Source organism: Niabella aquatica (assembly GCF_054779315.1).
Map to the genome: position 1 here is coordinate 204,992 of NZ_BAAGYM010000015.1, position 26,692 is coordinate 231,683.

Here is a 26,692-nt window from a genome sequence, read left to right on the forward strand (position 1 = left end):
TAAGACAAAAAAATTCCCTTCTCTAAACTGGTGTAAACTTTAGCAACCGACACCAACAAATACCGTTATAATTTTAGCTTCAACGATCGCCGTTAAATTTGCATGGTGAAGAAAGATTTTTTATATAACGAGATAGCCGGTAACATTGCCAATAAAATCAAAACAGGCGTATTGAAAGCCGGTGAGCGGTTGCCTTCCGTAAGAATGCTGAGCAAAGAACAGGGCATAAGTGCAAATACTGTAAAGAGGGTATTTCTTGAATTAGAAGCCCAATCACTTATACAGGCAAAACCCCGATCAGGTTATTTTGTAAGCCCGTTAAATTATTTAAAACTGCCTTTGCCTGAAGTAAGTCAACCCTTACCTGTTGCCAGTAATACCGAACCCGATCAATTAATCAGTAGTGTTTATTCCACTATGGGGCGTAATGACCTAACACTTTTTTCTATCGGTATACCCTCTGGTAACCTGTTACCATTGGCAAAACTGAAAAAAGAAATTGTATTAGCTACAAGGCAACTGGAAGATGGAGGAACAGAATATGAACCTTTGCAGGGTAATGTAAAACTGCGAAGAATGATAGCGGCCCGTTCATTAGCCTGGAAAGGGCACTTAAACGAAAGCGACGTGATCACAACTAACGGATGTATGAACGCTTTGGCCCTATGCCTGATGGCGTTAACCAAACCCGGTGATACTTTGGCATTAGAAAGCCCCTGCTATCCGGGTATTTTGCAGCTTACCGTTAGTTTGGGGTTAAAAGTGCTGGAAGTGGCTACACACCCGGTAACCGGGATAGATATTCATGCATTTAAAAAATTATTACCTAAGATAAAGGTTTGTCTGTTAGTGCCTAATTTCAATACGCCTTTGGGTTATTGCATGCCTGATGACAACAAAAAAGAGATCATATCTCTTTTGGCAAAATATAATATTCCGCTTATTGAAGATGATACTTATGGGGATATTCATTTTGGTGCTGAACGTCCGAAATGCTGTAAGTCTTTTGACAAGGAGGGTAATGTTTTATGGTGTGGCTCTGTATCTAAAACACTTGCTCCCGGTTATCGGGTAGGGTGGGTTGCTCCCGGGAAGTACAAAGAACAGGTATTAAAATTGAAACTCGTGCATTCTATATCTGCGACTTCTGTAATTCACGAGGCTGTTGGCAATTTCCTGATGACAGGCCGGTATGAAAATCATCTCCGCTATCTTCGAAAAACGCTACAGGAAAACTATCAGCGTTATGCTTTGGCCATTGCAGAACATTTCCCCTGCGGAACTAAAATAAGCCGGCCACAGGGTGGGCTTGCCCTATGGGTAGAACTTCCAAAAGAAATTAATACCACAGAGCTATACAACCATGCCCTGAAAAAGCGTATAAGTATTGCGCCGGGCAGGATGTTTACTTTACAAAATCAATTTAAAAACTGTATGCGCCTGTGTATCGGTTTACCCTGGTCTGATAATTTAGGTCTGAAATTAAAGCAGCTTGGAAACCTTGCGAAGATGATGTAATGAAGAGATGGGCATGCATTGGCAGAGGTAAGCGCAAGCTACAGACCTGCACGAATTAATAGAAGATCAGCCCGAGTTCGTCTTTTATTAGCAATAACAATAGTTTAGCATTACAGGTAGCTTTTTATTACATTCGTAGCCTTAATAGCTCATAATTATGAAACGATTATTTTTTGCATTACCGCCTGTGCTTTTTGTTTCCCTTTTTTTAAATGCGCAGCCAGCTGTAAAACCAGATCCGCAGCCACCTGCAGATACCTACGAAAAATTTAAAGTAGGTATGGCTGGGTATACATTTGCAAAATTTGACCTGGATAAAACACTGGAGACCCTGCAAAGAGCAGATGTACATTATCTATGTATTAAGGATTTTCATTTACCGCTCAACAGCAATCCAGCGCAAATTGCAGCCTTTCACGAAAAACTGAAATCGAAGGGGGTAACCGGCTATGCCGTGGGCCCTATTTATATGAGAACTAAAGGCGCTGTGGATACCGCTTTCGAGTATGCAAAAAGAGTAGGAGTAAAACTGATCGTTGGCGTACCCAATTATGAGCTGCTTCCTTACGTAAATGAAAAAGTGAAAGCATACGATATGAAATATGCTATACATCTGCACGGCCCTGATATGCCTTTATATCCCGATGCCGATGATGTGTGGAAGAATGTAAAAGACCTTGATCCCCGTATGGGTATGTGCCTCGATATAGGCCATGATACGCGCAACGGGAAAGACCCGGTAAAGGATCTGAAGAAATATCATAGCCGGGTATTTGATATGCACTTAAAAGATGTAACAGGAAGTACAAAGCTTGGCTACTCTGTAGAAGTGGGCCGCGGCATCATCGACTTTCCCGCGTTAGTAAAAATGCTTCGTAAAACAGGCTATTCAGGTGTTGTAAGTCTTGAGCACGAACGAAACATGGATAATCCTTTTATGGGTATTGCGGAATCTATCGGCTATTTTCGCGGGGTAATCAGAGCTACGAAATAATTTGTTATAATAGCTTTCCTGTATAATATTCCTTTGATTTTAAAACCCTGGCAAATTAATGATGCCCCTTAAAATAGCGGATGGTTTCCGTAATGGCTTCATTAATGTTTTGGCATTGGCCCTGTAACTCTTTAACAGAACTGCTGTTGCTGTAAAAATTATTGATGCAAAGTATGCCCATATTATTACTGCTAAGGCTGGTCTGTATGTTACAATAACGAAGCCCATCGCCCATATAGCCCATTACGTTTAGTATAATACGGGGAAGTGGGATGATCCATTGCATTTTATGTGTCTGCTGCCTGATCTTTTTAAAAAAATCAGCGTAGCTTATGTTTTCTCCAGTAACCAGGTAACGTTTTCCGTTTTGGCCTGCATGTATACATTGCTCAATAACCATAGCCACATCAGATACGGCTACAAAATTTTTACCTCCCGGCGGACAGAAAAGTAGCCGGCGCTTCATCCCCATTAAAATGATCTTTCCACTGCTGGGTTTGCTGTCGTATGCACCGATCATAAAAGTAGGGTTTATAATAATTACATCTATTTTATTACACTGCTGAAGCACATATTGCTCTGCTGCGGCTTTGCTTCTAGCATAGAATGACCGTGTAAATGGTTCTTTCATTGGCTTATGTTCCGGGGCGATTATCGTATCGGCTGATCCGTAACCTATGGTATTAGCGGAACTGACATAAATAAATTTTTTAACGTTCATCTTAATGGCGGTCTGCATCAGCTGCACAGTTGCCGTATGGTTTATTTTGTAGTAGTCGGAATAGCGGGTAAGGTTTTGCCGGGTAACAGCAGCGGCATGTATAACGACATCCACATCTTTCAAATGGGGGGAAAGATCGTCCTGTAATTCACCCTGCACCAGGTGCAGGTGTTCATTCCGGATCTGCCTGAATGTTTTTTTGTTCCTTACCAATCCCTTAACCGTATGGCCTTTCTTTAATAAAAGTAACGTGAGATTGGTACCCAATAAACCACTGATGCCTGTAACAAATATGGTCATCGTATTTCCTTTTTTATATTATAGGTAAGCAATGGCAGTTTTATCCAGATAGGAAGCAATGCCATAATCAGCCAGCTCCAGGGGTTTACCATGATTACCTTATCTTTTTTGAATAGCTGCCTGATACAGCGCCCGGCTACTTTTTCGGGCTGTAGCAAAGTAAGCCGCCCTATATAGCCCAGTTTTTTAATGCGCCTACACACCTCCTCGTTGGTTGCCATTGCACCCGGATTCACAACGCTGACCACTACTCCCGTATTTTTTAATTCTTCGCTCAGCCCTCTCGAAAAGGAATGAATAAATGTTTTAGATGCAGGATATACGGTTTTATAACCAATAGGAGAAAAGGCTGCCATACTGGAAACATTTAGAATATAAGCCTGCGGCTGCCTTAGCAGGTTGGGCAGTAGCTGGTGTGTCAGCAGGGAGGTAGCCAGCACATTTACCTGTATAATGCTGTTGATATATTGTACAGAGGCGTCAGTGAATTTTTGGGTACCGCCCAACCCAGCATTATTAATGAGCACATAAATATTGAAATTTCTATTCAGCCATTCGCAAAGACTTATTACATTTTCCTTTACAGAAAGATCGGTTTCGTAGTAACTTACCTTTATATTATATGCGCCGGAAAGATGCAAAGCCAGCCTGCAAAGATTCTGGCCTGGCAGGCTTATTAGCACCAGGTTGAGCTTTTGGGCCGCCAGCTCTTTAGCAAAGGCACAGCCAAGACCCTGGCTGGCTCCGGTAATTACCGCATATTTTTCTTTCATAACAATCATACTCATACTTTAAAAGGGTTTCAGGTTGTTTTAGTACTTAAAGAAATTTTAGCCACCCGCGACGATAGTTGTATGAGCGACTTTCTTTTTCTGTACTTCCTGATGAAGTATAGAATGATACTTGCAATAAGCATAGCAGGAGTTTTACAGAATTTTACAGAATCTTACATTTTTCTTACTTTTCCTGAACCGGATATAGAAGTGCTAACAGTTGGAGTACCTGTATACCATACATCACCACTCCCTGTGATAGTAGCTTCCAGCCGGTTTTCGGTCCACAACCTCGCATCACCCGACCCGGTAAGCGTTACTTTAGCTTCTTCACTACGCATAGAGCTGGCGTTATAATCTCCATTGCCGGTAATAGTAAGCTCCTGCTTTTGAACGCCGCCCCCCTGTAGGCTAAGATTGCCACTTCCTGTAAGAACCGCCTTCAGGGATGTTGCGGTTAACCGGGGAATAGAAATACTACCACTCCCGCTGATCTTCAGGTCTAAAGCCGGTGTGGTAACATCACTTTGAACAACAATATTTCCAGAGCCAGTAAGTGCAGCGCCGGTAAGCGTTGGGTTAGATACATAGATGGTAACGCTGCCGTGTTTGATTGTAACGTTAGGTTTTGTTCTTAACACCAGCTTATTAGCTATTACCTCGGTAAGAACATAGTCCTGGATATTATGTGCCGTTTCTACTTCTACTTTTTTAGCCGGGCCCTGTACAAATTCCACGTTGCCGCTAAAAGTGGCTTCTACCCTGTCGAAATCGGCCACAGATCTTGTTTCTCTTATTGCCGGGCCTTCAGGAAATATTTTTTTACAACCTGCCATAATGGAAATGAATGCTAATGCAGATACTGCTACTACTAATGATTTCATGTGTGTATTTTTAATTAGATGTTTTAATTGATTATAAACTGATATTAATAGCGCCGGTAAGCGCTCCGGTGAAGTAAAGGGATGATGCTCTTTTAGTGAACTTCCACATATAATTGCTGCCAAAAATCTTAGAATCGGAATAATCATAGGTATTCAGTGCCGGCCCCGCGGTAATTTCAATAGCCGGGCTTACTTTATATCCCAGCAATGCTCTTAATGACTGGGTATGTTTCCAGAAAATAAAATCGGTCTTACTTATGGCAACAACCTCTGTATTTATTCTCAGCCTGTAGCTAAGAGGTATCCTGTAGCCGACGCCTGCTTCCATTTGAAGTACCGTCTTTTTTTGCTCATTACCAGCTCCGGCTCCTATGATCCCATATGTTTTACGCCCTCCGGTGCGAAGCAATACATTAGCAGAAGCATCGTCGTAAACCTGGATGCCGATTTGTTGCTCCCCGTTCTTTATAAAGTTTAAAATGCCGATCGGGTAATCTGAACTATCTGCAATATTGACCAGGCCTGCAACCTGTACTCCTTTCACTGACCGGGCGATGTTAATAAGTCCGGCTACCTGGTAATGGGCGTATTGTGAACTATTGACGATTCCCCCGATTTGTAATACTTCGTAACGGCTGTAGTTACTTAAGCCTGCAATTTGAATAAGGCCGTTACCCGCTTTTTGGTTATGAAGCCCTGCTACCTGTACACCCCGTCCGTTTGCGGCCCCATTGTATAACCCGGCAACAGAAAGCCCTTTATCTGAGCCGCTAACCTGGTTGGCCAACCCGCTAACCAGCAAGCCGCGATTACTGCCATAAAGCCTGGTGTATAAGCCAGCAATAGCTACCCCTTTGTTATTGAGATTTAATCCCTGTAATGCCTGCAAAGAAAAGACGGGGCTGATCTTCTTTGCAAGCCTGCCTTGTGTGCTTACAGGTGTAACAAAACCCAGGTGAACACTGTTAGCTACGGGTTCCTGGGCCTTGCTATAAAAGCCGGTAATAACTAAGGCAGTAAATAAAAATGTTTTTTTGATGTGCATATATTTAATGTATATCCCTGATACACATTAAATGCCTGTTACCCCTATGCCGGCTTAAAAAATATTTATACCCAGGGAAAAGCCCAGGTGAAAAGCATCGTTTTTCCCCTGGCCTAAAGAGAGAGAATTTTTATGAAAACCTTTATAATAGCTGCTTTCCTGGTCATAAACGGGCAAACGGTACTGCAGTCTTGGTCCCACAAATAGCTGTATATTTTTATACAGCTGACAGATCAGCAAAGGCTGCAGTGATATATTGCTGTAATCGGTATTAAAATGATCAGCAGGCGTATAATAAAGATGGATCAGCTCCGCCGCCATTTTTAGTTTTCTTTTCAAAGCCCATTCGCTGCCCAGGCCATAGCCAAATATATAATGCCGTCCTGTAGCGCCTGTGTTAATAATGCCTGCCTGTAATATATTATACAAAGCATAGCTGCCAGACTTATAGCTTATATTCAGCTGGTTGTTTTCCTGTACAGAAACGGATAAGGAATGTTTACCGTTCCTGCTGTAATTAAAGGGCCCTACAGCAACGCCGTTCAGCGTATCAGCAATATTAAATACGCCTAACTGGAATCCATTGATCTTTTTCGCAATATTAAGTAATCCCGTTACCTGTGCGCCGTTTATATTTCCTGTTCCATTAACCAAACCCGATAGCTGAAATCCTTTTTTAAAAGCTGCGGTACGGTTAACCAGCCCGCTTAGCTGCATTCCCTTATCAATATTCCCGGAGTTATTGATCAACCCGGCGATCTGTAACCCTGTAAATTCCTGGTTCTTGTTATAGAGTCCTCCTATTTGCAATCCCCTGGTGCTGCTTTTATTTATATTGGCTAATCCCCCTATCTGCAGGCCGGTCATTGTATCTCCTACATCATTATAAAGCCCCCCTATCTGTACGCCGTTCACAGTGCCTCCTACAATATTGAACAGCCCTCCTATCTGCACAGAGCGCACGTGCTTCTGTACTATATTGAACAGTCCTCCTATTTCCAGTGCGTCTACCTGTGCTGCATATCCTCCGAATACATTAAAGGAAAGCTTGTTTTCCTGTTGCCCTTTCAGTGCACTTTTGGTACCTATACCCGGCCAGAAGCCTAACTGAAACTTACGCTGATAGAAATAACTTTTCAGGTTGAGGCTATTGAATTTTTGCCTGGTGCTGATGAGGCTTTTTGCCAGCCAGTGCCTTTCTACAGACCGGATGGTAATGGCTTCTTCTGTGGTGACACGGGGCGTCAGACCGATCTGCAAAGGGTGATTGCCCTTGCTATCCACCATAAATGTAGTGTCGTAATACGAAATACGATTGGCTACCAGTTTAATGGTGTTGCTGATAGGTATGGGTACTTTAATAGAAAAATGCCCCTGCTCGTTCGACATGGTACCTATTTTTAGCTCTGGCTCATATACCGTTACATATTCAATCGGCTTCTGGTCGGTATTATCCGTAAATAGCCCCTGCACTACCATATATTCCTGCTCTTTTTTCCTGATAACGATCTTATTGTTGTTAACGATATACTGATATTCATTGTCCAGGATCATATCCAGCACTTCTTTCACAGTTTTATTACTGGCCGAGAAAGAGATCCTCTTTTGATTTTTGATGAACTGGTTATCATAAGAGAAATATACGGCTGCCCTGTTTTCTATCTGTGTCAAAGCATCATACATGGTTATATTTCTGAAGTCTACAGAAACCACTCTCTGAAGCAATGCGTTTTGTGCCGGCAATAAATAACTGATAATAAGCAGCGGCAAAAGAATACAATATTTTTTCAAGCAGGATTTATTTAGTAATGATATATTGATTGCCCTCTTTACTCCAGGAAGCATTAATGGTGAGCGCGATATTTTCCATGATCTGTTCAGGCGTTTCTGACCCCATAAAATACGTACTTGTTATTTTCCGGCTATTTATAGTGGCGTCTGGCTTTACTTCAATATTATACAGGTCTTCCAGCAGGTGCGCCAGGCTATCAATACGCATATCTCTCACTTTTATGGTTTGGGTTTGCAGTATCTCATCAATATCGGCAGTGATATTCACCAGTTTCAGCTGGTTGGTTTTATTGTCCCTCACAATTTTTTGCCTGGCAACAGCGATAATAGATTGTTCCTGTAAACTGGCCTTTACTTTACCGCTGTGCACAAATACAGTATTGAAGTCTTTACCCTGCTGTATGGTAAACGAAGTGCCCAGTACCGCTACCTCCATATCATTGTTATGAATAATAAAAGGCTTATCAGGGTTTTTGGCAATATCAAAGCGGGCATTGCCTTTCAGGGTTACGGTTCTCATGCGTTTATTAAAATCTGGGGAAACCAGCAGTACTGCATGAGGAAATAATGTAACAAGGCTATGGTCGTCCAGGGAGACTTTCAGATGTTCCTGCTGTGCTGTAAATTGCCCGGGCCGGGGTTTATTAATAAATACAAACACCAGGAGCACCGCTGCCACAGAAGCGGCTGCGGCACTGAATTTCCACCAGCTAAAAGTAACCAGCCCGCCTTTCTTTGGGGGTATTTCAGAAAGATTATTGTTAAGCTGTTGCTGTAACCGCTCCCATGCCTGCTCTTTATTATAAAGTGAATATGAATGGCGTGATTTGGATTTTTTCCAGATCGTAACCGTATCATCGTATATTTTTTTATGGGCAGGGTCAGCCTCAAGCCATTGCTCCACTTCTTTTTGTTCCGAAGCATCCAGCGCATGTTCATAAAAAGCTATCAACTTATGCTCCATATATTATAAATTGATAAGTTTAAGAATAAATAAAGGCACCACGCTCACCAGGTACGCTGCTAATCCGCTTCGTAAAAATTTCAGCGCTTTCGACACCTGGTTTTCTACTGTTTTAACCGAAATCCCCAGCGCTTCTGCCACTTCTTTGTAGCTCATACCCAGCTGACGGCACATGTAAAAGACGGTAGCACATTTTTCCGGAAGCTGGTTAAGCAGGTATTGTATCTTCTCATGTAACTCTTTTTGTTCTGCAGGATTGCTATTATTATTGTCGATCTCGCTGCTGGTAACCAGCGTATTTTTTGTATGCACCGCCTGAACACCTTTATGCTTCAAATGATTCAGGCATTCGTTCCTGACGGAAGTGTATAAATAAGCTTTTACCGTATCGGGCTTTACCGAATGGCGGTTTTGCCAAAGCCTGATAAAAACGTTTTGTACAATATCATCTACATAGGTCTCTGCCATCAAAATAGAACAGGCGTACCCATATAACGCTTCATAATGAAGGTCAAAAACCTTTTTGTATTGAACACTGTCCAGGGCCATTTAGCTCCGCAAAAATAACATTACTATCTACAATACAACTCAACAGCTTTTTACCCCTATCTTTCTTTCAAGATTTTTCTGGTTTTGACATTTTAAGCAAAAACATTATTTTCCGGTAAAGATTTTATATGCCCGTTGTAAGTGTGCCTACCAGCTTTAACATCAGTCTGGAGTTTGATGCCCCCGGACTGGGAAGGCGTGCCCTGTCGCTTTTTATTGATATACTGGTGCAATACCTTTATATAATGCTCGTTAGTTATATAATGAGCCTGCTCTACTGGGGCCGGGATGAATGGTCCCTGTGGCTGGTACTGATGTCGCCGGTGTTTGTGTATCATATCATCTGGGAGCTAACCTCCAACGGGCAGAGTATCGGCAAAAAAATGACAAAGCTGCGGGTAGTAAGTATGAATGGCGGGCGGCCATCAGTAAGCCAGTTGCTGATACGCTGGCTGCTGCGTATATCAGACCTGTGGATTGTGATTCTGCTATACCTGCTTATTTACTTCATGGCAGGTGGGGGCGGAGTGGAAAGTGTCATAACCTTTTTATTTGGAATGGGCTTTTTAGTAGCTGATATTATACTGGTGGCTAATTCAAAAAGGGCGCAACGTATCGGCGATATACTGGCGCAAACCATTGTTATTAAAACCTCGGTTAAAGAAAGCCTGCATAACACTATATTCAGGGAGGTGGAAGCAGGCTATACACCCCGGTTTCCTGAAGTGATGCGGATCAGCGACCGGGACCTGAATATTATTAAGAATCTGCTCAGCGATGCAGGAAAATCAGGAAAGCAGGAGCAGCTTGCCGTAGCCGCCGAAAAGGTAAAAACCTACCTGAAGATACAAACGGATATGTACCCTCATGAGTTTTTGGAAAATTTGCTAAAGGATTATAACTATCTGTCGGCGAAGTAGAAGCCTATCCTCCCATAGCACCGCCGAATATGCCCCCTATCAGCGAAAGCACAAATAACGCGATGATCAGGAACATAATTACCGCCCATATCCTGAAATAACCCGCCAGACTCTGCAGAGCCGTGCCCAGCTTGCTGCTATCGCCATTATTGATGGCCGCTTTAGCCAACCTGGAAAAGCGAAACAGGAAATAAAAGGCCAGTGCACTAATAGCCAGGGATATAAAAACGGATATATATGTGCTGCTTTGTACCAGTTGCTGCATAGTTTGCTCATCAAAACCTTCGCGGGCCGGAGTGGCAACTGCAGGAGCTGGGCCTGATAGCGTAGCGGTAACCCCGGCCAAACTCCCCGCCAGTGAAATAATAGCTGCTATACCGGCAATTTTAGCTGCTGACAAAACAGTACGGTGTACCGGATTGGCAGGCATAATTGTATACTGTTGCTGAAAGGGTTCCATTAGTTCAATAAATTAGAAAGATTAACAACCAGCTGAAGGGCTGCAAAAACAATAACCACAATAAAAAAGTTCTTGATGTGCGTAAAAGCCTGAGATAATAATGCACTGTTTTTTTGCTGCACTCCCCGCAACAGTAGCTGTGATGCCTTATAAAGATAAAACAATACCAATGCTGCCAGGAAAAACAGGATAAAAAATGACACTACCAGTATTGGATATATACCGGCAAAAGTTACCGGCAATGCAGCGCCGATGGTTTTTAATATCTGGGCACCGCTGAACAGCATTACCACAACTATAAAAGAGCCGATAGCAAAACCAATTACAGCAATCTGTCTTGTCCATTTACTTATTTGCAGCAGGGCTCCCTCGCTGCCATCCAAAGGGTCGTTATTAAAAGCAGGTTCCTGCTGGGTTTCTTCATCCTGAATCATCTGGCAAAGATACTGCTATTGCCTGATGCGGCTACTATAATCAGCCCAGCAAATGTGTAATTTCTGGAATAATATTTTGTTCTGACTGCGGGTTGATCCAGTGCATAGCCGCCTGCCGCTTAAACCAGGTCATTTGTCTTTTGGCATAGCGGCGGGTATTTTGCTTTATAAGTTCTATAGCAGACTGTAAAGAAATCATTCCGTCAAAATAATCAAACAGCTCTTTATAACCCACGGTTTGCAGGGCATTGAGGTGCCTGTAAGGCAAAAGGCTGCGCACCTCTGTTTCCAGTCCCGCCTTTATCATCAGGTCTGCCCGGGAGTTGATTCTTTCATATAATATTTCCCGGGGAAGTTCCAGGCCCACCTGTATAATATTGAAGGAGCGGGGCATTTTTTCCCGTTTTCTGAAGCTTAAAATAGATTGCCCTGTAGCCAGCACTACTTCCAGCGCACGCATCATACGTTGCGGATTTTGCATTTCGCCTTTGGCAGAAAATAAGCGGTCATGGAGCTGCAATTGCTGTTGCAGCCAGGGAAGCCCCTGGGCTTTATAATGCTGTATAATGTGCTGCCTGGTGCTTTCATCTACCGTTGGAATAACATCCAGCCCTTCGGTTAATGCCTTAATATACAGACCTGTTCCACCTGTAACTACTACCACATCGTGTACCCTGAACAATTGCTGTAACAAACCTAGAGCGTAGGTCTCGTACCATGCAGCGGTGATATTTTCATATATGCTATGTGAAGCAATAAAATAATGAGGAACCTGGTGCAGTTCTTCTGCCGGGGGTCTTGCCACACCAATATTCAGCTCTCTGAAACATTGCCGGCTGTCGGCCGAAAGAATAACGGAGCCAAAGTGCCGTGCTACCTCGATAGCATAGGCGGTTTTACCTACGGCAGTAGGGCCTGCAATAACAATTAACGATTTGATATCTGAAAATTGAGATTTTGAATTTAGACGCTATCAGGACTTAATCTTCTTCATCCTGGTATTCATCTGCCGCTTCTACACTCATATCTTGCCCATCCTCGCCTTTTTCATTAAAACCTTCTGCTCCACGGGTGAGATCATATTTTTCCTCAATATCGGCAAATTTGTCGCCCAGCAGTCCTTTTGTACCGTATTGTTTAGGACCAATACCTTCTGAGCGCACAATAGATGGGTACTCTGTCCGGCTGTCGGCGTCTTTTGAAACATTGATCAACTCAATTAAAAAATTCCATTGCTTATGAAAATCGTAAGTATAGGTAAAGCGCTGGTTGGTATTTTTAATTTCAGATCCTATAGTGGTTTCGGCCATTATCAGCGGCTCTACCCTGTATTTTTTATCGTACTTCTCTAATGTAATTTCACGCCCCTGCTGCCAGTTATCATTACTACGGTAAAAAGTGGCCTGGTGTTTATTATCGAACTCGTATGCTTTTAAAATAGTTTCGTGCAATTGCTGAAAGGTTTGCGTATGCTTAATCACCACATCGCGGTAAATACTGTCGTCCTCTTCAAAATATATCCTGAATTTAAAGATTGCCATAAGGCGAATTTACGAAAATGTGTGGAGATGGCGATAAGACGGTACCGGGTATGTATAAACTTTTTCGATAACAACTAAAAACAGCGGTATAATTTATTTCACAGCAAAGAAAAGTGAAAAACCCCATTCCGCGCATACTGGGATATATTCACATTTCCGCTCCCCCCAAAGCAGGAAATAATTACAACGGAGCTATCTAAAGAGGTCCCATTCAGGCCGAAACGAGATGTAGTTGAAAAAATCTGGCAGGGATAAGAGCCTGTTTAAAATTTATTCATCCCGCTACGCCCGAGGTAAATATACCAGTGGATACTTTAGACAGCCCCGCGGCAATTAATAACAGGAACTGTTATTTTGAGTACTTCTGTGAGCAGGTATTGCAGTTAATCATCCAAAGCATTGTCGCTCCTGCCCATTAGCAACAGCTCATTGATATGCACTTCGGTAATATATTTCCTAACGCCAGCTTTATCTACATAATTGCGGTTGACCAGTTTGCCTTCAATAGCTACTTCTTTGCCTTTATGCAGGTATTTATCCGCAATTTCGGCTATCTGTCCCCAGGCTACTATATTATGCCAATGGGTTTCTTTTACCCGTTCTCCTTTGGCATTTTTATAGATTTCATTGGTGGCGATAGTGAAGCGGGCCATTTTTTTACCGTTTTCCATAGTCCTGATTTCGGGAGTATTACCTAAATTTCCTATTAACTGAACTTTGTTTTTAAGTGCGTACATAGTTGTAAATTTTGTGCCCCGCCCAAGCGGGACGGTTTTAATAATTTTTTATTTCAACCGGCCGGTAGCGCTCCCCGCCGGCAACACAAAGATGGGATGACACCAGGCCCGTAATCGTATTTTAAAGGTTTACTTACGATAATAAACGTTTATAAACGGTTACACCCTACAATCAATTGAGAATCACTGTACTTATATTTTTTATTAAAAATATTTTCTGTAATTTCCCGTTATTAAATGCTACATATGGAAATGCTACCTAAAAAATGCCTGGCCTGTGGTAAGCCCGTAAAGGGCCGGAGCGACAAGAAGTTTTGTGATGACTATTGCCGGAATGTGTATAATAACCAGGTAAAGGGCACCGACAGCAGCCACTTCCGTAATATCAATAATATTTTAAAAAAGAACCGGAACCTGCTTGTTTCTTTACTTATACCCGGACAGGAAACCACCAAAGTGAACCGGAAAAAGCTTTCGGATCTGGGATTTCAATTCAGGTATTTTACGCATCAGTACACCACTAAAAAAGGGGCTACTTATTTTTTTTGTTACGACCATGGTTACCTGCCAATGGAAAAGGACTGGTTGCTGGTGGTTAAAGAAAAGGAGCCGCACGATAAAGAGTTAAAACAGTAGCAAAACGGCTCTATTAACAGGATACCTGCAGCGTTTACGGCCGAAATGAAACGCCCGGATCAAAAAAGCTTTGCCCGAAAAGTAGCTACTATTGATGTACTTTTACCTTCTTTGTAATTACCGGCTGTTATTTATAACGATTATTTTACTGTAGCTTTTTGTACCATCCTTATCTACCTGGGCGATACGTACGTAAGCTTTTTTCATCCCGGAGATTGCCGCTGTGCCCGTTTTTGTACAGCTGCTCCATACGGCAACACCTATGACAAACGAAGCCGCAATACTCATCCATTTTCTCCTTTTACCGGGAACCGCGAGGGCCAGTAACGACAGTACACCCAATCCTGATAAGGCAGCAGAAGCCCCTAAGCTAAACGACAGGTTATATTCGAGCAAACTATCAGAGTTACCATTGGGAGCCTTCGATGCAAGCGTATTAACGATAGTAAAATTTTTGCCATCTTCAGATACCTGTACTTCAAAATGGTCGTTATTGGTTTCAGAAAGGGTTTGCCAGTTAATGTTAAGTTCACTGCCGTTAAAGCTGGCAGAGATGCTGCCAAAAGTAACCGGTAATGTGCTGCTTAACGCCATTTTCCTGATCTCTGAATTGAATATATCGGAAAGGTATAAATTGCCGGCGCCATCTAATGTTATTGATTCTGCCGCATTATCCAAATTTCCGTTATCTCCCTCTACGGTGGTTACCGCATTATTGTTATTCAAGTCGATCCTGCGAATGCGTCCATTATAGAAGTCTGCTACAAAAAGAATATTATTACCAAATAAGGCCAGGCCGGTTGGATAATAAAAACGGGCCTGAGATCCGTTCCCGTCCATGCTGCCTGTTGTCTCTGCCAAGCCCGCCACAGTAGTTACGGTATTATTGTTATTCAGCTCAATTTTCCGGATAGTATTATTTTGAGCATCTGCTACGTAAAGATTACCGTTGCCATCAAGCGCCAGGCTGGTGGGCAAGTTGAACCTGGCCTGAGACCCCTGGCCATCGGCGTTGCCGCTTGTATTAGCCTGGCCCGCAATGGTAGTAACCGTGTTATTATTATTTAATTCAATCTTGCGGATAACATGGGTATGCTGGTCAGAAATATAGAGATTGCCGTTGGCGGCATCAAGCGCAATCCCATATGGGTAATAGTGCTGGGCGCCTGTGCCCTGGCCATCAGCGCTGCCCGCAGTTCCGTTACCGGAAATAACTGTAATGGAATTATCGGTCAGGTCTATTCTTTTAACAGTATTACTATTAGAAATAGTAGTATATAAATACCTGGATCCATCGTAAGCCAGGTTTGCCACCCCATTAAGCTCCGCTTTATCCAGCGGAAGCTGTGTAACCGAATTATTGCTTAGGTCTATTTTGAAAATCACGTGCTCACTCCAGTCTGCAGCATAGAGATTACCAATACCATCAACAGTCAGTCCTGTCGGATATACAAATCCTTTAGAATTATCTGCAATCAGAGATACTATTTGTGCACGGGCATCAGAAAAAAATAACGAAAAAAAATAGAAAAACAGAGCAGACAGCATACACTGCTTGAAAGCGCTTGTAGCGTTCATAAAAAATTGGTTTTGAGGGTCCGTATAAGCTGTGAAAATAAAGAAAATGTATTTATGGCCGTGTACTTGAGTAAGTTTTTTTAATAAGCAGCGTTTGCCTTACCAATACTGTTATAAAGATTATACTTCATTGCCGCAGGGCAGGGTAAAACTAAATATGGAGCCTTTTCCGGCTTTGCTTTCTACATGGATAGCTCCGTTATGTCGGCTGATGATTTCTTTGCTGATATACAGGCCCATACCCAATCCCGGAATATTAGAGGAATTACTTACTGCACGGTAGAACCGGGTAAACATTTTATCCAGGCTTTCTTTATCTATGCCTATACCGTCATCCTTAACTGATACAGAAACAGTACCGGCCTGTTCTTTTACTATAACTTCTACTACCCCCCCGTCAGGAGAATACTTCACCGCGTTACCCAAAAGATTAACCAGTACCTGTTCTATACGAAGGCGGTCTGCTTTTAACCAAACAGCCTTGATACAATCGAGTTTAAACGTATGATTTGTTTCATCTTTAAAAAAGTCAATACTCTCTTTAATCAATTCAGCCAGGTCAAACGGCTCCATCCGCAGCTGCAGCAACCCTGCCTGGGCCCTGGAAAAATCGAGCAGATCATTAATAAGCATACACACTTTGTCTACCTGTTTCAGGCAGCGCTCTACAATTAAAAGGCCTTTGTCGTCAAGTGGAATATATCTTTTTAAGATCTGTAAAGACCCGCTTAATGCGGTAACAGGTGTTTTTAGCTCATGAGTTACCGCAGCAATAAATTCGTCTTTTTTATTGCTTAATATTTTAACCTCGTTGTATAAATGATCTTTTTCCTGCTGTATCTTTATTTTTTCTGAAATATCCCGGGCGATTTTTGAAGCGCCAATGACCTCCCCCTTATCGTTCAATACTGGCGATATGGTTAGAGATATGGGAATCAGCTTTCCCGATTTTGAAACCCTGAATGTTTCAAAATGCGACACATTGTTGCCCTTACAGATCTCATTAATAATATGCGTTTCCTCTTCGTACCTGTCCGGCGGAATGATCAGTGAAATATGTTTGCCAACAGCTTCGCTTTCGGTATATTCAAAAAATATCTCGGCTGCTTTGTTCCAGCTTGTAATAATGCCCTGCAGGGTTTTGCTGATAATTGCATCATCAGAATTATTGACAATAGCTGCCAAAATATTCTGTTTTTCTTCCGCTTTTTTTTGTGCTGTAATATCCCGGGCGATTTTTGAAGCACCAATAATCACTCCCCTGCTATTTCTGATCGGGGAAATAGACAGCGAAATGGGGATCAGCCGGTTTTCTTTGGTTTTTCTAATGGTTTCGAAATGTTGAATTTTTTCCCCTTTGGTTATTTTCCCTATAATGAAATCTTCTTCGGGAAGCCGCTCTTCAGGAATGATCAGCGAAATATGCTTGCCCAGCACCTCATAGCCGGTATAGCCAAATATCCGCTCTGCCGAAGCATTCCAGCTTGTAATAACCCCCTTTAATGTTTTACTGATTATAGCATCATCGGAAGAATTGACTATGGCTGCAAATAACGCCTGTTTCTCTTCCTCTTGAAATAAGTTAGTATTTATTGGTTCAGGCATAAGAATGCGAAATAGAAAGCAAATAAATTTTTAGAGTATCTATTGGAGGACTATCTTTTAAAGGTATGATTTTTTTTAGACAGTAATCTGAAAAATATCCGACATTTTTATTTACTCGTGCCGCATTGAACGTTCTCCCTGTGCAGAAAACATCTTTACTAAAGCAGAAGCCTGCACACACTTTTTATGATACAAAGCAGTGGCTTATTAACTGGCAGGGAAAAATGTCAGGCATCTCTAAAAAGTTCATCTTAAAGATTTATTTTTAAATGATAAAGCAGCTATTTTGTATTATTCTTAATTTTCTTACAGCATCACAAAGCCTTTTCCGGTATTATAATGCTGTTAGGCGATTTTGTAAAACCAGGTTTTTATGAATCCATATTTCTTACTTATTTTTTTACTGGCATTCTCCGTTGCAAATGCCCAAATCTCCGAACAAAAACTAAAAAAACATATCTATTATCTGGCTTCTGATAAAATGAAAGGACGCCAGACAGGTAGTAGGGAAGCTGAAAAGGCTGCAACGTATATCGAAAAACAATTCAAAAAATACGGGCTTACTCCAATGGGAGCAAATGGATTTCGCCAGGATTTTGAAGCTAAAGTCCGAAGAGTGACAGTTCCGGATAGCATCCGGAAAGCAGCTAATATTATCGGCTTTTTAGATAATGGCGCTGCATATACTATTGTTGTCGGGTCTCATTATGACCATATTGGGTATGGAGATTTAGGAAACAGCAAGGACTCTCTGAATATTGGGAAAATTCATAATGGAGCAGATGATAACGCCTCGGGAGTAGCGGGACTACTGGAGCTTGCAAAACATTACGCTAAAAACAACATTAAAGAACCTTTTAATTTACTGTTTATTGCTTTTGGAGCAGAAGAATTAGGACTTATTGGTTCAAAATATTTTGTAGAAAATCCTACTGTGCCTTTGGGAAAAATACACTGGATGCTCAATATGGATATGATCGGTAGATACAACCCCCATAATGGCTTAGCGATAATAGGATATGGTACCAGCTCTTATTTTCCTGAAGTTTTTAAAGGAATCACATCCGATATAAAATTTTATACAAGCAAAGATGGAAATGGAGGTTCGGACCAAACCTCTTTTTACAAAAAAAATATTCCTGTTTTGTTTTTTCATACAGGAGGACATCCCGACTACCACAAAACAGGAGATGATGCTCATAAAATAGATTTTAAGGCGTTAAAGTCTATTCTAAAATTAGAAATTCATGTTATTGACAAATCGATGCACGTTCCGAAAATGGATTTCACCTGGACGAATTAAGCCCGCTAAAGCTTTCCTGAAAAACAAAACTCCAAAAGACACTGCTATAGCCTCTTTTGGAGTTTTTTCAGGTTTTCTTATGGTATAATGCTGATCGTATATTTATAGCTATACTCCATTCCGGTAAACCTATACCGATCCAATGGTTTAGCCCCCCAGGAGTTCAGTCCGGCTACGCCACGCTGGAACAGATCCACATTCAATATCACCCTGTCCGCAGGTAACACATCCGAAGCATGCTGCTGCTTTTTAGTGGTACCTGGATCCCAGTCTTCAGTACGGTAATGAGTAGCGCTGACAGACAAGGGCTGCGCGCCGGTTACACGTATTCCTTTTCCATCCTTATCGGTAAGTGTGAACCAGCGCACATCTGTTTTGTTGCCGGCTTCCTGCGGACGGAAATAAGGATATGCCTGGTCTTTTACGTTACCACTCCAGGTACCCATAAATGCATCTTCTTTCCTGTCTACATAATTTTCCCAGGGTCCGCGGCCATACCAGGTAAAATTGTTGAAGCGCTTCGACAGCTCCATGTTCATACCAAAACGCATCATTTCGGGAAGGTTATCAGAAAGCGCTTTATAATCTGCTTCTATTGTCAGGCTTCCGTCTTTGTTTACAGTATAAGAAACATTGACCTCGGCATCAATGCCCGCCGGCTTAACAACATAGTTTAATGTAATCGTACCTTCTTTTTCTTCTATACGCTTAAAGCTCACATTTTGTGTATAGGAAGCAGCATCCCAAAGCCTCAGCCTGTACTGTGCCTGTTCTCCAAAATCATTATCAGTTGGAGCGCGCCAGAAATTAACCTTCGGAAGCTTACCAAACAGCCAGCCTACAGGCGCGTTGACGGAGGTAAGTCCACGTCCATTCTTATAGAACTCATAAGAGATCCCGTTGGCTGAAAGCGTTAGCTTCTCACCTTCTTCTTTTTTCTCAACATCCGAACCGTTGTGTCCGGACTGAACAAAGTAGTTGTTACCAGACAGTGCAAACTCGCCTTTGGCGCTTTCAAATCCTGCCGGTAAGAGCTGCGTAGCATTTTTAGTATAAGCATATACCTGTAAATAATATTCTGCGCCACGTGCCGCGTTTATTTTTGGAATATCCAGCTTTACCTCCTTCTTTGAATCGGCGGCAACGGTAACATCAAAGTTCCCGGTAGCAAAGGTTTCCCCATTCTTCAGCAGTACCCATTTGAAAGTATAATCATTAGGAGTAACCGGAATAAATTTAAAATCATTAATAACAGTTATGATACCATTGTTTACATCTTTTGCTTCAAATAATATATTCTGATACACTTTTTTTACGATATGCGTATGGGGCAGGTATTGCTGATCGGGCGAAATAATACCATCCATACAGAAATTGCCATCATTAGGTTTGTTATATCCCTGCAGATCGCCACCATAAGCCCAATACTCGCGTCCCTGCTCATCTTTGGTCTTATATCCATGATTGTACCATTCCCATATAAAGCCGCCCTGCATATTTTTGCTGGTGCGCATCAGGTCCCAATAGTCCTGGAAGTTGCCCATGCTGTTGCCCATGGCGTGGGCGTACTCACACATGATATAAGGGCGCCCCAGGTCTTTCTTTGCATCGCGCTGCATATCTCCCCATGAGGGATACATATGACAGATAATATCGGTGTTCCTGTCTCTTTGGTAAGCCTGCTCATATTGTACCGGGCGGCTTTTATCACGTGCCTTCGCCCAATCATACATGGTAAAAAAGGCTTTGCCATTACTGGCCTCGTTACCTAAAGACCAGAAGATGACTGAAGCGTGGTTTTTATCTCTTTCGATCAGCCGTTTTATACGATCCAAATGCGCCGCCTGCCATTCGGGGAAATTGGAAACATTATCAGGACCATATCCCAGTCCATGCGATTCAAGGTTGGTTTCATCAACCAGGTAAATGCCGTATTCGTCACATAATTTATACCACAAAGGCTGCTGCGGATAGTGAGAAGTGCGCACCGCATTGATGTTAAGCTCTTTGAACAATTGAATATTACGCAGCATTACCGTACTGTCTACTACCTGCCCGGTATGGGTATTAAATTCATGCAGGTTTACTCCTTTAAAATACACTTTCTTCCCATTGATGAATACCTGCCCGTCTTTAATCTCCACTTTCCTGAATCCAATGCGGTGTGATGTCGCTTCAATAATGTTATTGTTACCGTCTTTTAAACTGATCAGCATATGGTACAGGTTGGGTGTTTCGGCAGTCCATTGCAATGGTGATTTTACCGTGCCTTCAAACCATAAAGAGTCGGTACTGTTTGGAGCAACATTGATTTTTTTTGTTTGTGTAAATACTTTTTTGCCCGCTTTATCCAGGATACTTACTTCAACAGTTTGTGCAGCGGTATTATTGTTATAGTTTTTAATTTTTACATCAGTACTGAACAGTCCGTTTTTATACTTTGCATCTAAATCAGCATGAGAGAAAAAATCCAGGATGCGTGTTTGCGCCGTGCTGTACAGGTATACATTCCTGTTGATGCCGCCCAGGCGCCACATATCCTGGTCTTCCAAATACGTGCCATCGCTGAACTTATGTACTTCGCAGGCCAATAAGTTTTTTCCGGGGCGTATATAGGGAGTGATATCAAATTCAGCAGGGCTTTTGGCATTCTCTGTATAACCCACTTTTTTACCATTCACCCATACATACATAGAGTTGGTACCACCTTCAAAATGAAGAAATACCCTCCTGCCACCCCAGCTTTGGGGAATATCAAACTCATGCCGGTAAGCGCCGGTTGGAGAATCATCCCTGTTGATGAAAGGCGGGTTTTTCGGAAAGCCAAAGCCGGTGTTAACATACATCGGGATACCGTAGCCATTAAATTCCCAGTTGCCGGGCACCGGCATCAGCGTCCAGCCGGATTGGCCTGAGATCTGGTTGGCCGTTCCTTTTTGCCGCTGTAAAATATTGCCTGTGCTGTAGCGCTCTTCAAAAAAACCGGCAGGCACATCGGCTACTTTATCTACCCAGTAAAACGGCCAGCTACCGTTTAATGATTGATAATAAGGCGATCCTTTATAGTCGTTTTTAAGCGCCTGGGGCTCCGTTGCATAAGGCAATGCTGTGGCCCGCGTATCTTCTTTATTAATGGCAAATACTTCGGGGTTTTCCCAATCGGGACGGGATTGGGCATAAACACCTGAAATGCCAATACATGCTAACAATACAGCTAAAAGGTTCTTCATCTGACAAAATTTATTTTTAGTTCAACATTTTATTATTTCACCGACCCCGACCCAGAGGGCCGAATATCTATAGCATTGATTATCCGTCCAAATGTACGACTCCTGCGGAGTCAAATAATTTCAATTGCCGTTTTATTCTATAAATATATGAACCCTTCAGGTTCATGCCTGTATGCCTTTGCCATGTTACGTATATAGTCTATAACACATTTCCCGTACTGGTCTCAGTGCCTCTTCGTTATTTACTACACCGCATTCATGCGCTTTATAATGCTTGCAACAGGCAGTAGCTACCCATTCTTCCATTTTATTCCCAATTGTGTCTCACTGTTGGCATCGTGTGTTGGCCGTGTACCTAGCGTTAGAAAACGGCGAGTCCTGTGCTTACGCTCATGGTCCAAGGCAGAGACTCGCCTATGAAAAAAGCCTTTGCGCCTTATCTCCTTCGTGGCAAATTATTCTTTGCCTCCACTCGTTAGTGCATAGCATTCATGCTCTTTATAATATCTGCAACCGGCAGTAACTCATCATCCCTCCATTTTTGCCCGCTCTTCTTCCAAAGCATGAGTGTGATAAAAGTTTTTTCTTTACCGGCTTCCGTTTTACCCGAAACATTTACTACACGGCTATGCTCGCTTTGCGGATGTACATTCCTTGTATCAACATCGTATATCTTATCCCAGCCTTCATAATTGATCATGGCTAACTGATATATCCCGTTATCTATAATAACAACTTCCCTCCCTTTCACTTTTTTCTTTATTGTTTTAATAGCTTCTTTCAACTCAGGTAAGGCATAATGGCCCAGTCTCAATTCTGTTGACACATCAGCGCTTATTTTATCTATTCTTAATATCCCGTTGGGAAGAGGGATATCTGCCAGCTTCAGTTTTATATGGGGATTTGTTTCCAATACCGCATTCCTGTAATAAATGCCATTATCAAAGTTTTTGAAATCATACAAACGTAAAGGTTCCCATTCATTCTTTGCATTCTTAATAATATAATTCATAGAAACCACACCTTCCACACTATCTGCCTGCCAGGGGAAAGCGCTGTTATAAGAAAGCCTGTTGTAATTTTCGCTGGCGCGAAAGGTTTCCCAGGCCCCAATCAGCTTTACTTTGCACCAGGCACGTATTTCCGAAGCACCGATATTGGGATAATCAGTAATCAATATATTGGCCGTATCAGCAAAATGGTTATATACCCGGCCTTTCTTCATTTCTGCATCCCAGGCCCCGTCATTCTCTGTTGCTGTCCAGAATGGACTGTCTTTCGGTAACATTAGCGCAAAAAAAGCCTTACCCATCCAGTACACACTTCCACGACAACTATAAGGCTGCACTGCCGGCTCAAAAGAACCATACACGCCAAGCGTGGGAACATTATCTTTTAAAAAACCAGGATGGGTTAAAAACTGCTTCATTACGCCGGACGCAATCCTCCGCATCCAGCCATAATTCACTTTGGGATCATTTTGCAGTCCCATCAAAGCAAAAGGCACAACCGAGCCGATCCTGTAGGTCATGCTTCTTCCCCATACAATCATTTCCCCTTCTTTGCTGAACATATAGGGATAGGTGGCTTTCAGATCATCAAAGTTTTTGAGGAACTTCTCAGCATATACAGGATAATATTTCTTTCCAAAATATGCTGCCCATAACGGACCATACATCTGGAAAGCCCACATGCTGTAATAATCATAAGCCGGCGCATCGTTGTACCAGCCGCTGCCACGGTAATGCTCCAATGATTTATCCAGGTATTCAACCAGCAGCTGTTCGTTAACAGCATAGCCTTTCATTTTAAAAAAGCTTAAAACAAAAATGTTAAAGAATTTCCAGTTGGAACCTACGGTTTTGCCATCGCCATAGCTCAGCATGGTATGTGCCAAAAGATCTTTTTGTTCTTTGGTCAATGGGTCAAACAGCACTTCAGGAACATAGAACAGGGAAACCGCCAAAGCGCCAAACTCAACTAATATCTGGCTGGGACCGCCTCCTTTTTCCTGCGGCTTTATATATGATTTGCTTTTAAGGTTCAGCAGGCTCAATATCTGGTGGCGGTAATAATCGGCCACACGGATATTATTTAATACCAGGTTGGAATCTTCCTTCAGCAATGGCGCGGCAATAAATAAAGTGCGGCTCAGCCCTTCCAGCTTTTCTGTTGGTACCTGTGCTACCGACCTGGGGTAGCTTTTGCCTGGTTCTTTGGGAAACTGCATCGGGTCATCTATATTGTTAATATAGCTGAATGCGCCCCGCAGCAGGTACAGGCCCATTTGCTTCCAGTGCTCGCGGGTAATACCAGTTTTAGGGCTCAATTTATAATCCGGGTTATCTATCTTAAATAAAGGCTGACTGGACACACGCTTTTGCTGTAATGCACCAGCCAAATCATCAGGCGTGTTCTGACCAGGTACAGATATACTATAACAGGTAAAGCTGATAAATAAAATAAAAAGTTTTTTCATTTTGGAATTGTTGTATTAGTCCGCTTCTACTCACTTTTCAGCCATACTTTCATTTTTCCCACACTCCGGTTCGACCAGGAATAGTAGGGAATAAAATTCCAGGTTTGCTGCGCTCCGTCTTTAGCAATAATTTCGTTGATACCACCCAGTTTATTTGCATTGTAACGTACTTCAAAGCTGGATGGAGTAAAGGTTTTATCAAGCATACCGTTATTATCAATACCTTCCACGCAATATACCAGCGGGCCGCACTGTACCGCAGTTTTTCCTTTATTTTCAGCAACAAGCAGGTTGGATGAAATATTTCTTACTCCAAACGGGAACCGGACCTCTACCTTGTCACTCTTCTTCCATTTTCTATTAATTACGATATAGCCATTCTGAACCTGGCAGTTTTGCTTTTTTGAATTCAGGTATAACGTAATAGTATTTGCTACCGGGTTTTGATAAGTGTACAGTTGCGATACCGCCTTATTAGTAGCCCAGTCCGGAACGCGGATCTTAAGGGAAAAAGTTGTTTTCTTAACTGGGTTTATATTCAATTCCACGCCGGGCCCGTAGGGGTATTGCGTATTTTGTATAATATTTACATCCGTATTATTGAAGCTTATTTTAGCCTTGTTGGCCGCAAAGAGGTTTACATAAATTCCATCTTTATCTGTGTCATAAATCAATGCCGGTATAGATGGCAGAAATCGGATCAGGTTGGTTGGGCAACAGGGACAATCAAACCAGCCCGCACGGGTAAGGTTTCCCTGGTTGAATTTATACACACCATCTGATTCTAAAGGATTAGGATAGAAGAAAGCTTTGCCATCGAGCGAAATGCCCGGCAATACACCGTTGTAAAGCATACGCTCCAGCACATTATAGTAATCCGCATCTCCAAAAGTGCGGAACATCCTGTCGGCCCACATTACACCACCTATGGCCGCACAGGTTTCATTATAAGCAGAAAGATTAGGTAATTCATAATTTTTACCAAAGGCTTCGCCATCGTGTTTGGCGCCAATGCCGCCTGTCACATACATTTTCTGATGCACCATATTGTGCCATAAATTCTTAATGGTGGTTTTATATTTTTCATCACCTGTTATGGCCGCTACATCCGTTATGCCTGCATAAAAATATACTGCACGAACGGCGTGTCCTACTACCTCATCCTGTTCCAGAACAGGTTTGGCATCCTGCCAATATTCACCACGTGGCTTCCGGTGCTCAGATGTACCGCGCAGATCAATGAATTTCTTTGCCAGGCTGAAATAATCTTTATTTCCTGTTATTAAATATAGTTTTATAAGGCCGGTCTCTACAATTTCATGACCGGGAATATCATAGTTGTCAGGGGCGCTGAATACTTTAACCAGCAGATCTGCATTTTTAAGGGCAATGTTCAGAAAGTTTTTCTTGCCGGTGGCATAATAATGCGTTGCGGCCGCTTCAAAAAGATGACCGCTGTTGTACAACTCATGGCTCATTTCAAGATTGTCCCACCTTTGTTTGCATTTACCTACCCAACTGGCAGGAGCTGCTGCGGGATTAATGGTACGCCAGGTAGTAAGATACCCATCCGGTTCCTGCCCCCGCGCTATAATAGCAATATATTTATCAAGCAGTGCATCCAGTTCTTTATCGGGAGATGAAACTAATGTAAGAGAAGCTCCTTCTATGATCTTATAAGGATCCGTATCATCAAAAGGCATTTTACCCAATACTTTGCCGGTACCGCCTTTTATTACTTTTTCTGCCGTTACAAAATTTTCAAAACGTCCATTCTCTTCACATTTTTGCAAAGCAAACGGGATGGTGACCTGCTGGATCTGGCTAATTTTAGGCAGCCAGAAATGATCAGTTAACTGTACCTGTCGCAGGTCTATTTTTTGTATAGCATAGTTACTTATTTCCAGCGACTGTGCCAATAGCAGCGTGGCTGAAAGCAACTGTGCACAAGCGAATAACATTTTCTTCATTGTAAAAAATATTATTTTAGAGATTATTCCAGTGCCATGTTAAGCATCCCTTTTCGTAACGAATGTCAGGCTGTCCAAGGGACTCCTTCGGAGAGCCTGCCGAAGCCCACTCCCAATACACCCTTCGTCAGGCTCGTCCGACCGGTCATCCGGGCGGGCTGTTAATGACAAGTGAAGCAACTGTCTAAATACCAATGACTTGCAATTCATGCTTTTTAGCAAGTCTTTGAAGTAAGGATAGTTCTTTCGCTTTAAGTTGT

Annotated in this window: 22 protein-coding genes; 5 read left to right on the forward strand and 17 right to left on the reverse strand. The window is 42.3% G+C overall.

The window, feature by feature from the left end; translation table 11 throughout:
• Nucleotides 1-102 precede the first annotated feature (102 nt).
• Nucleotides 103-1,518, forward strand: a complete 1,416-nt coding sequence (locus ACYVBM_RS13390; RefSeq protein WP_460686177.1) for an aminotransferase-like domain-containing protein — start codon at nt 103-105, stop codon at nt 1,516-1,518.
• A gap of 157 nt (nt 1,519-1,675) precedes the next feature.
• Nucleotides 1,676-2,512: a sugar phosphate isomerase/epimerase family protein gene (locus ACYVBM_RS13395; protein WP_460686178.1), complete on the forward strand. Its 837-nt coding sequence runs from the start codon at nt 1,676-1,678 to the stop codon at nt 2,510-2,512.
• Nucleotides 2,513-2,567: 55 nt separating this feature from the next.
• Here ACYVBM_RS13395 and ACYVBM_RS13400 read toward each other — a convergent pair whose 3' ends face one another.
• From ACYVBM_RS13400 to ACYVBM_RS13430, 7 genes are all read right to left on the reverse strand, one after another.
• Nucleotides 2,568-3,533, reverse strand: coding sequence for an NAD-dependent epimerase/dehydratase family protein (locus ACYVBM_RS13400; protein WP_460686179.1), 966 nt, complete (start codon nt 3,531-3,533; stop codon nt 2,568-2,570).
• Complete coding sequence (locus tag ACYVBM_RS13405; RefSeq protein WP_460686180.1) at nt 3,530-4,321, reverse strand: SDR family NAD(P)-dependent oxidoreductase; 792 nt, start codon at nt 4,319-4,321, stop codon at nt 3,530-3,532. Before ACYVBM_RS13405 ends, ACYVBM_RS13400 begins: the two co-directional genes overlap by 4 nt.
• A gap of 158 nt (nt 4,322-4,479) precedes the next feature.
• Nucleotides 4,480-5,190, reverse strand: coding sequence for a head GIN domain-containing protein (locus ACYVBM_RS13410; RefSeq protein ID WP_460686181.1), 711 nt, complete (start codon nt 5,188-5,190; stop codon nt 4,480-4,482).
• Nucleotides 5,191-5,221: 31 nt separating this feature from the next.
• A complete protein-coding gene (locus ACYVBM_RS13415; RefSeq protein WP_460686182.1) occupies nt 5,222-6,235 on the reverse strand; it encodes a hypothetical protein in 1,014 nt (337 codons plus the stop codon).
• Nucleotides 6,236-6,289: 54 nt separating this feature from the next.
• Entirely contained in the window at nt 6,290-8,026 is a 1,737-nt protein-coding gene (locus tag ACYVBM_RS13420) for an STN and carboxypeptidase regulatory-like domain-containing protein (RefSeq protein ID WP_460686183.1), read from the reverse strand.
• A gap of 7 nt (nt 8,027-8,033) precedes the next feature.
• Entirely contained in the window at nt 8,034-8,990 is a 957-nt protein-coding gene (locus tag ACYVBM_RS13425) for a FecR domain-containing protein (protein ID WP_460686184.1), read from the reverse strand.
• 3 nt (nt 8,991-8,993) lie between these two features.
• Nucleotides 8,994-9,539, reverse strand: a complete 546-nt coding sequence (locus ACYVBM_RS13430) for an RNA polymerase sigma-70 factor (protein ID WP_460686185.1) — start codon at nt 9,537-9,539, stop codon at nt 8,994-8,996.
• 128 nt (nt 9,540-9,667) lie between these two features.
• Here ACYVBM_RS13430 and ACYVBM_RS13435 point away from each other — a divergent pair, with 128 nt between their 5' ends.
• Nucleotides 9,668-10,459 (forward strand): RDD family protein, encoded by a 792-nt coding sequence (locus ACYVBM_RS13435; RefSeq protein ID WP_460686186.1) that lies wholly within the window; start codon nt 9,668-9,670, stop codon nt 10,457-10,459.
• Between the two features lie 4 nt (nt 10,460-10,463).
• On the opposite strand, the gene ACYVBM_RS13440 is transcribed toward ACYVBM_RS13435, so the two are convergent.
• The 5 genes from ACYVBM_RS13440 to ACYVBM_RS13460 all read right to left on the reverse strand — a co-directional run bounded on the left by ACYVBM_RS13440 (nt 10,464) and on the right by ACYVBM_RS13460 (nt 13,631).
• Complete coding sequence (locus tag ACYVBM_RS13440) at nt 10,464-10,919, reverse strand: hypothetical protein (protein WP_460686187.1); 456 nt, start codon at nt 10,917-10,919, stop codon at nt 10,464-10,466.
• Nucleotides 10,919-11,353: a hypothetical protein gene (locus ACYVBM_RS13445; RefSeq protein ID WP_460686188.1), complete on the reverse strand. Its 435-nt coding sequence runs from the start codon at nt 11,351-11,353 to the stop codon at nt 10,919-10,921. The genes ACYVBM_RS13440 and ACYVBM_RS13445 overlap by 1 nt, the downstream gene beginning before the upstream one ends.
• A gap of 40 nt (nt 11,354-11,393) precedes the next feature.
• A complete protein-coding gene (gene miaA / locus ACYVBM_RS13450) occupies nt 11,394-12,293 on the reverse strand; it encodes a tRNA (adenosine(37)-N6)-dimethylallyltransferase MiaA (protein ID WP_460686199.1) in 900 nt (299 codons plus the stop codon).
• Nucleotides 12,294-12,333: 40 nt separating this feature from the next.
• Entirely contained in the window at nt 12,334-12,894 is a 561-nt protein-coding gene (locus tag ACYVBM_RS13455; RefSeq protein ID WP_460686189.1) for an IS1096 element passenger TnpR family protein, read from the reverse strand.
• 383 nt (nt 12,895-13,277) lie between these two features.
• The gene (locus ACYVBM_RS13460) at nt 13,278-13,631 is read right to left on the reverse strand and encodes a single-stranded DNA-binding protein (protein WP_460686190.1); all 354 of its coding nucleotides are present in this window, start codon (nt 13,629-13,631) and stop codon (nt 13,278-13,280) included.
• Nucleotides 13,632-13,877: 246 nt separating this feature from the next.
• Between ACYVBM_RS13460 and ACYVBM_RS13465 the strand changes: the two genes are divergently transcribed.
• Nucleotides 13,878-14,267, forward strand: a complete 390-nt coding sequence (locus ACYVBM_RS13465; protein ID WP_460686191.1) for a hypothetical protein — start codon at nt 13,878-13,880, stop codon at nt 14,265-14,267.
• Between the two features lie 117 nt (nt 14,268-14,384).
• Here ACYVBM_RS13465 and ACYVBM_RS13470 read toward each other — a convergent pair whose 3' ends face one another.
• Both ACYVBM_RS13470 and ACYVBM_RS13475 read right to left on the reverse strand, forming a co-directional pair.
• Entirely contained in the window at nt 14,385-15,845 is a 1,461-nt protein-coding gene (locus ACYVBM_RS13470; protein ID WP_460686192.1) for an NHL repeat-containing protein, read from the reverse strand.
• Between the two features lie 120 nt (nt 15,846-15,965).
• On the reverse strand, nt 15,966-17,450 hold the full coding sequence (locus tag ACYVBM_RS13475; protein WP_460686193.1) for a PAS domain S-box protein: 1,485 nt from the start codon (nt 17,448-17,450) through the stop codon (nt 15,966-15,968).
• A gap of 373 nt (nt 17,451-17,823) precedes the next feature.
• Here ACYVBM_RS13475 and ACYVBM_RS13480 point away from each other — a divergent pair, with 373 nt between their 5' ends.
• Nucleotides 17,824-18,753 carry a M20/M25/M40 family metallo-hydrolase gene (locus ACYVBM_RS13480; protein WP_460686194.1) on the forward strand — a complete coding sequence of 310 codons (930 nt, stop codon included), beginning with the start codon at nt 17,824-17,826 and terminating at the stop codon, nt 18,751-18,753.
• 77 nt (nt 18,754-18,830) lie between these two features.
• On the opposite strand, the gene ACYVBM_RS13485 is transcribed toward ACYVBM_RS13480, so the two are convergent.
• From ACYVBM_RS13485 to ACYVBM_RS13495, 3 genes are all read right to left on the reverse strand, one after another.
• Complete coding sequence (locus ACYVBM_RS13485; protein ID WP_460686195.1) at nt 18,831-21,983, reverse strand: glycoside hydrolase family 2 TIM barrel-domain containing protein; 3,153 nt, start codon at nt 21,981-21,983, stop codon at nt 18,831-18,833.
• A gap of 475 nt (nt 21,984-22,458) precedes the next feature.
• Complete coding sequence (locus tag ACYVBM_RS13490) at nt 22,459-24,462, reverse strand: DUF2264 domain-containing protein (RefSeq protein ID WP_460686196.1); 2,004 nt, start codon at nt 24,460-24,462, stop codon at nt 22,459-22,461.
• 26 nt (nt 24,463-24,488) lie between these two features.
• On the reverse strand, nt 24,489-26,432 hold the full coding sequence (locus ACYVBM_RS13495; protein WP_460686197.1) for a glycoside hydrolase family 127 protein: 1,944 nt from the start codon (nt 26,430-26,432) through the stop codon (nt 24,489-24,491).
• Between the last annotated feature and the right edge of the window lie 260 nt (nt 26,433-26,692).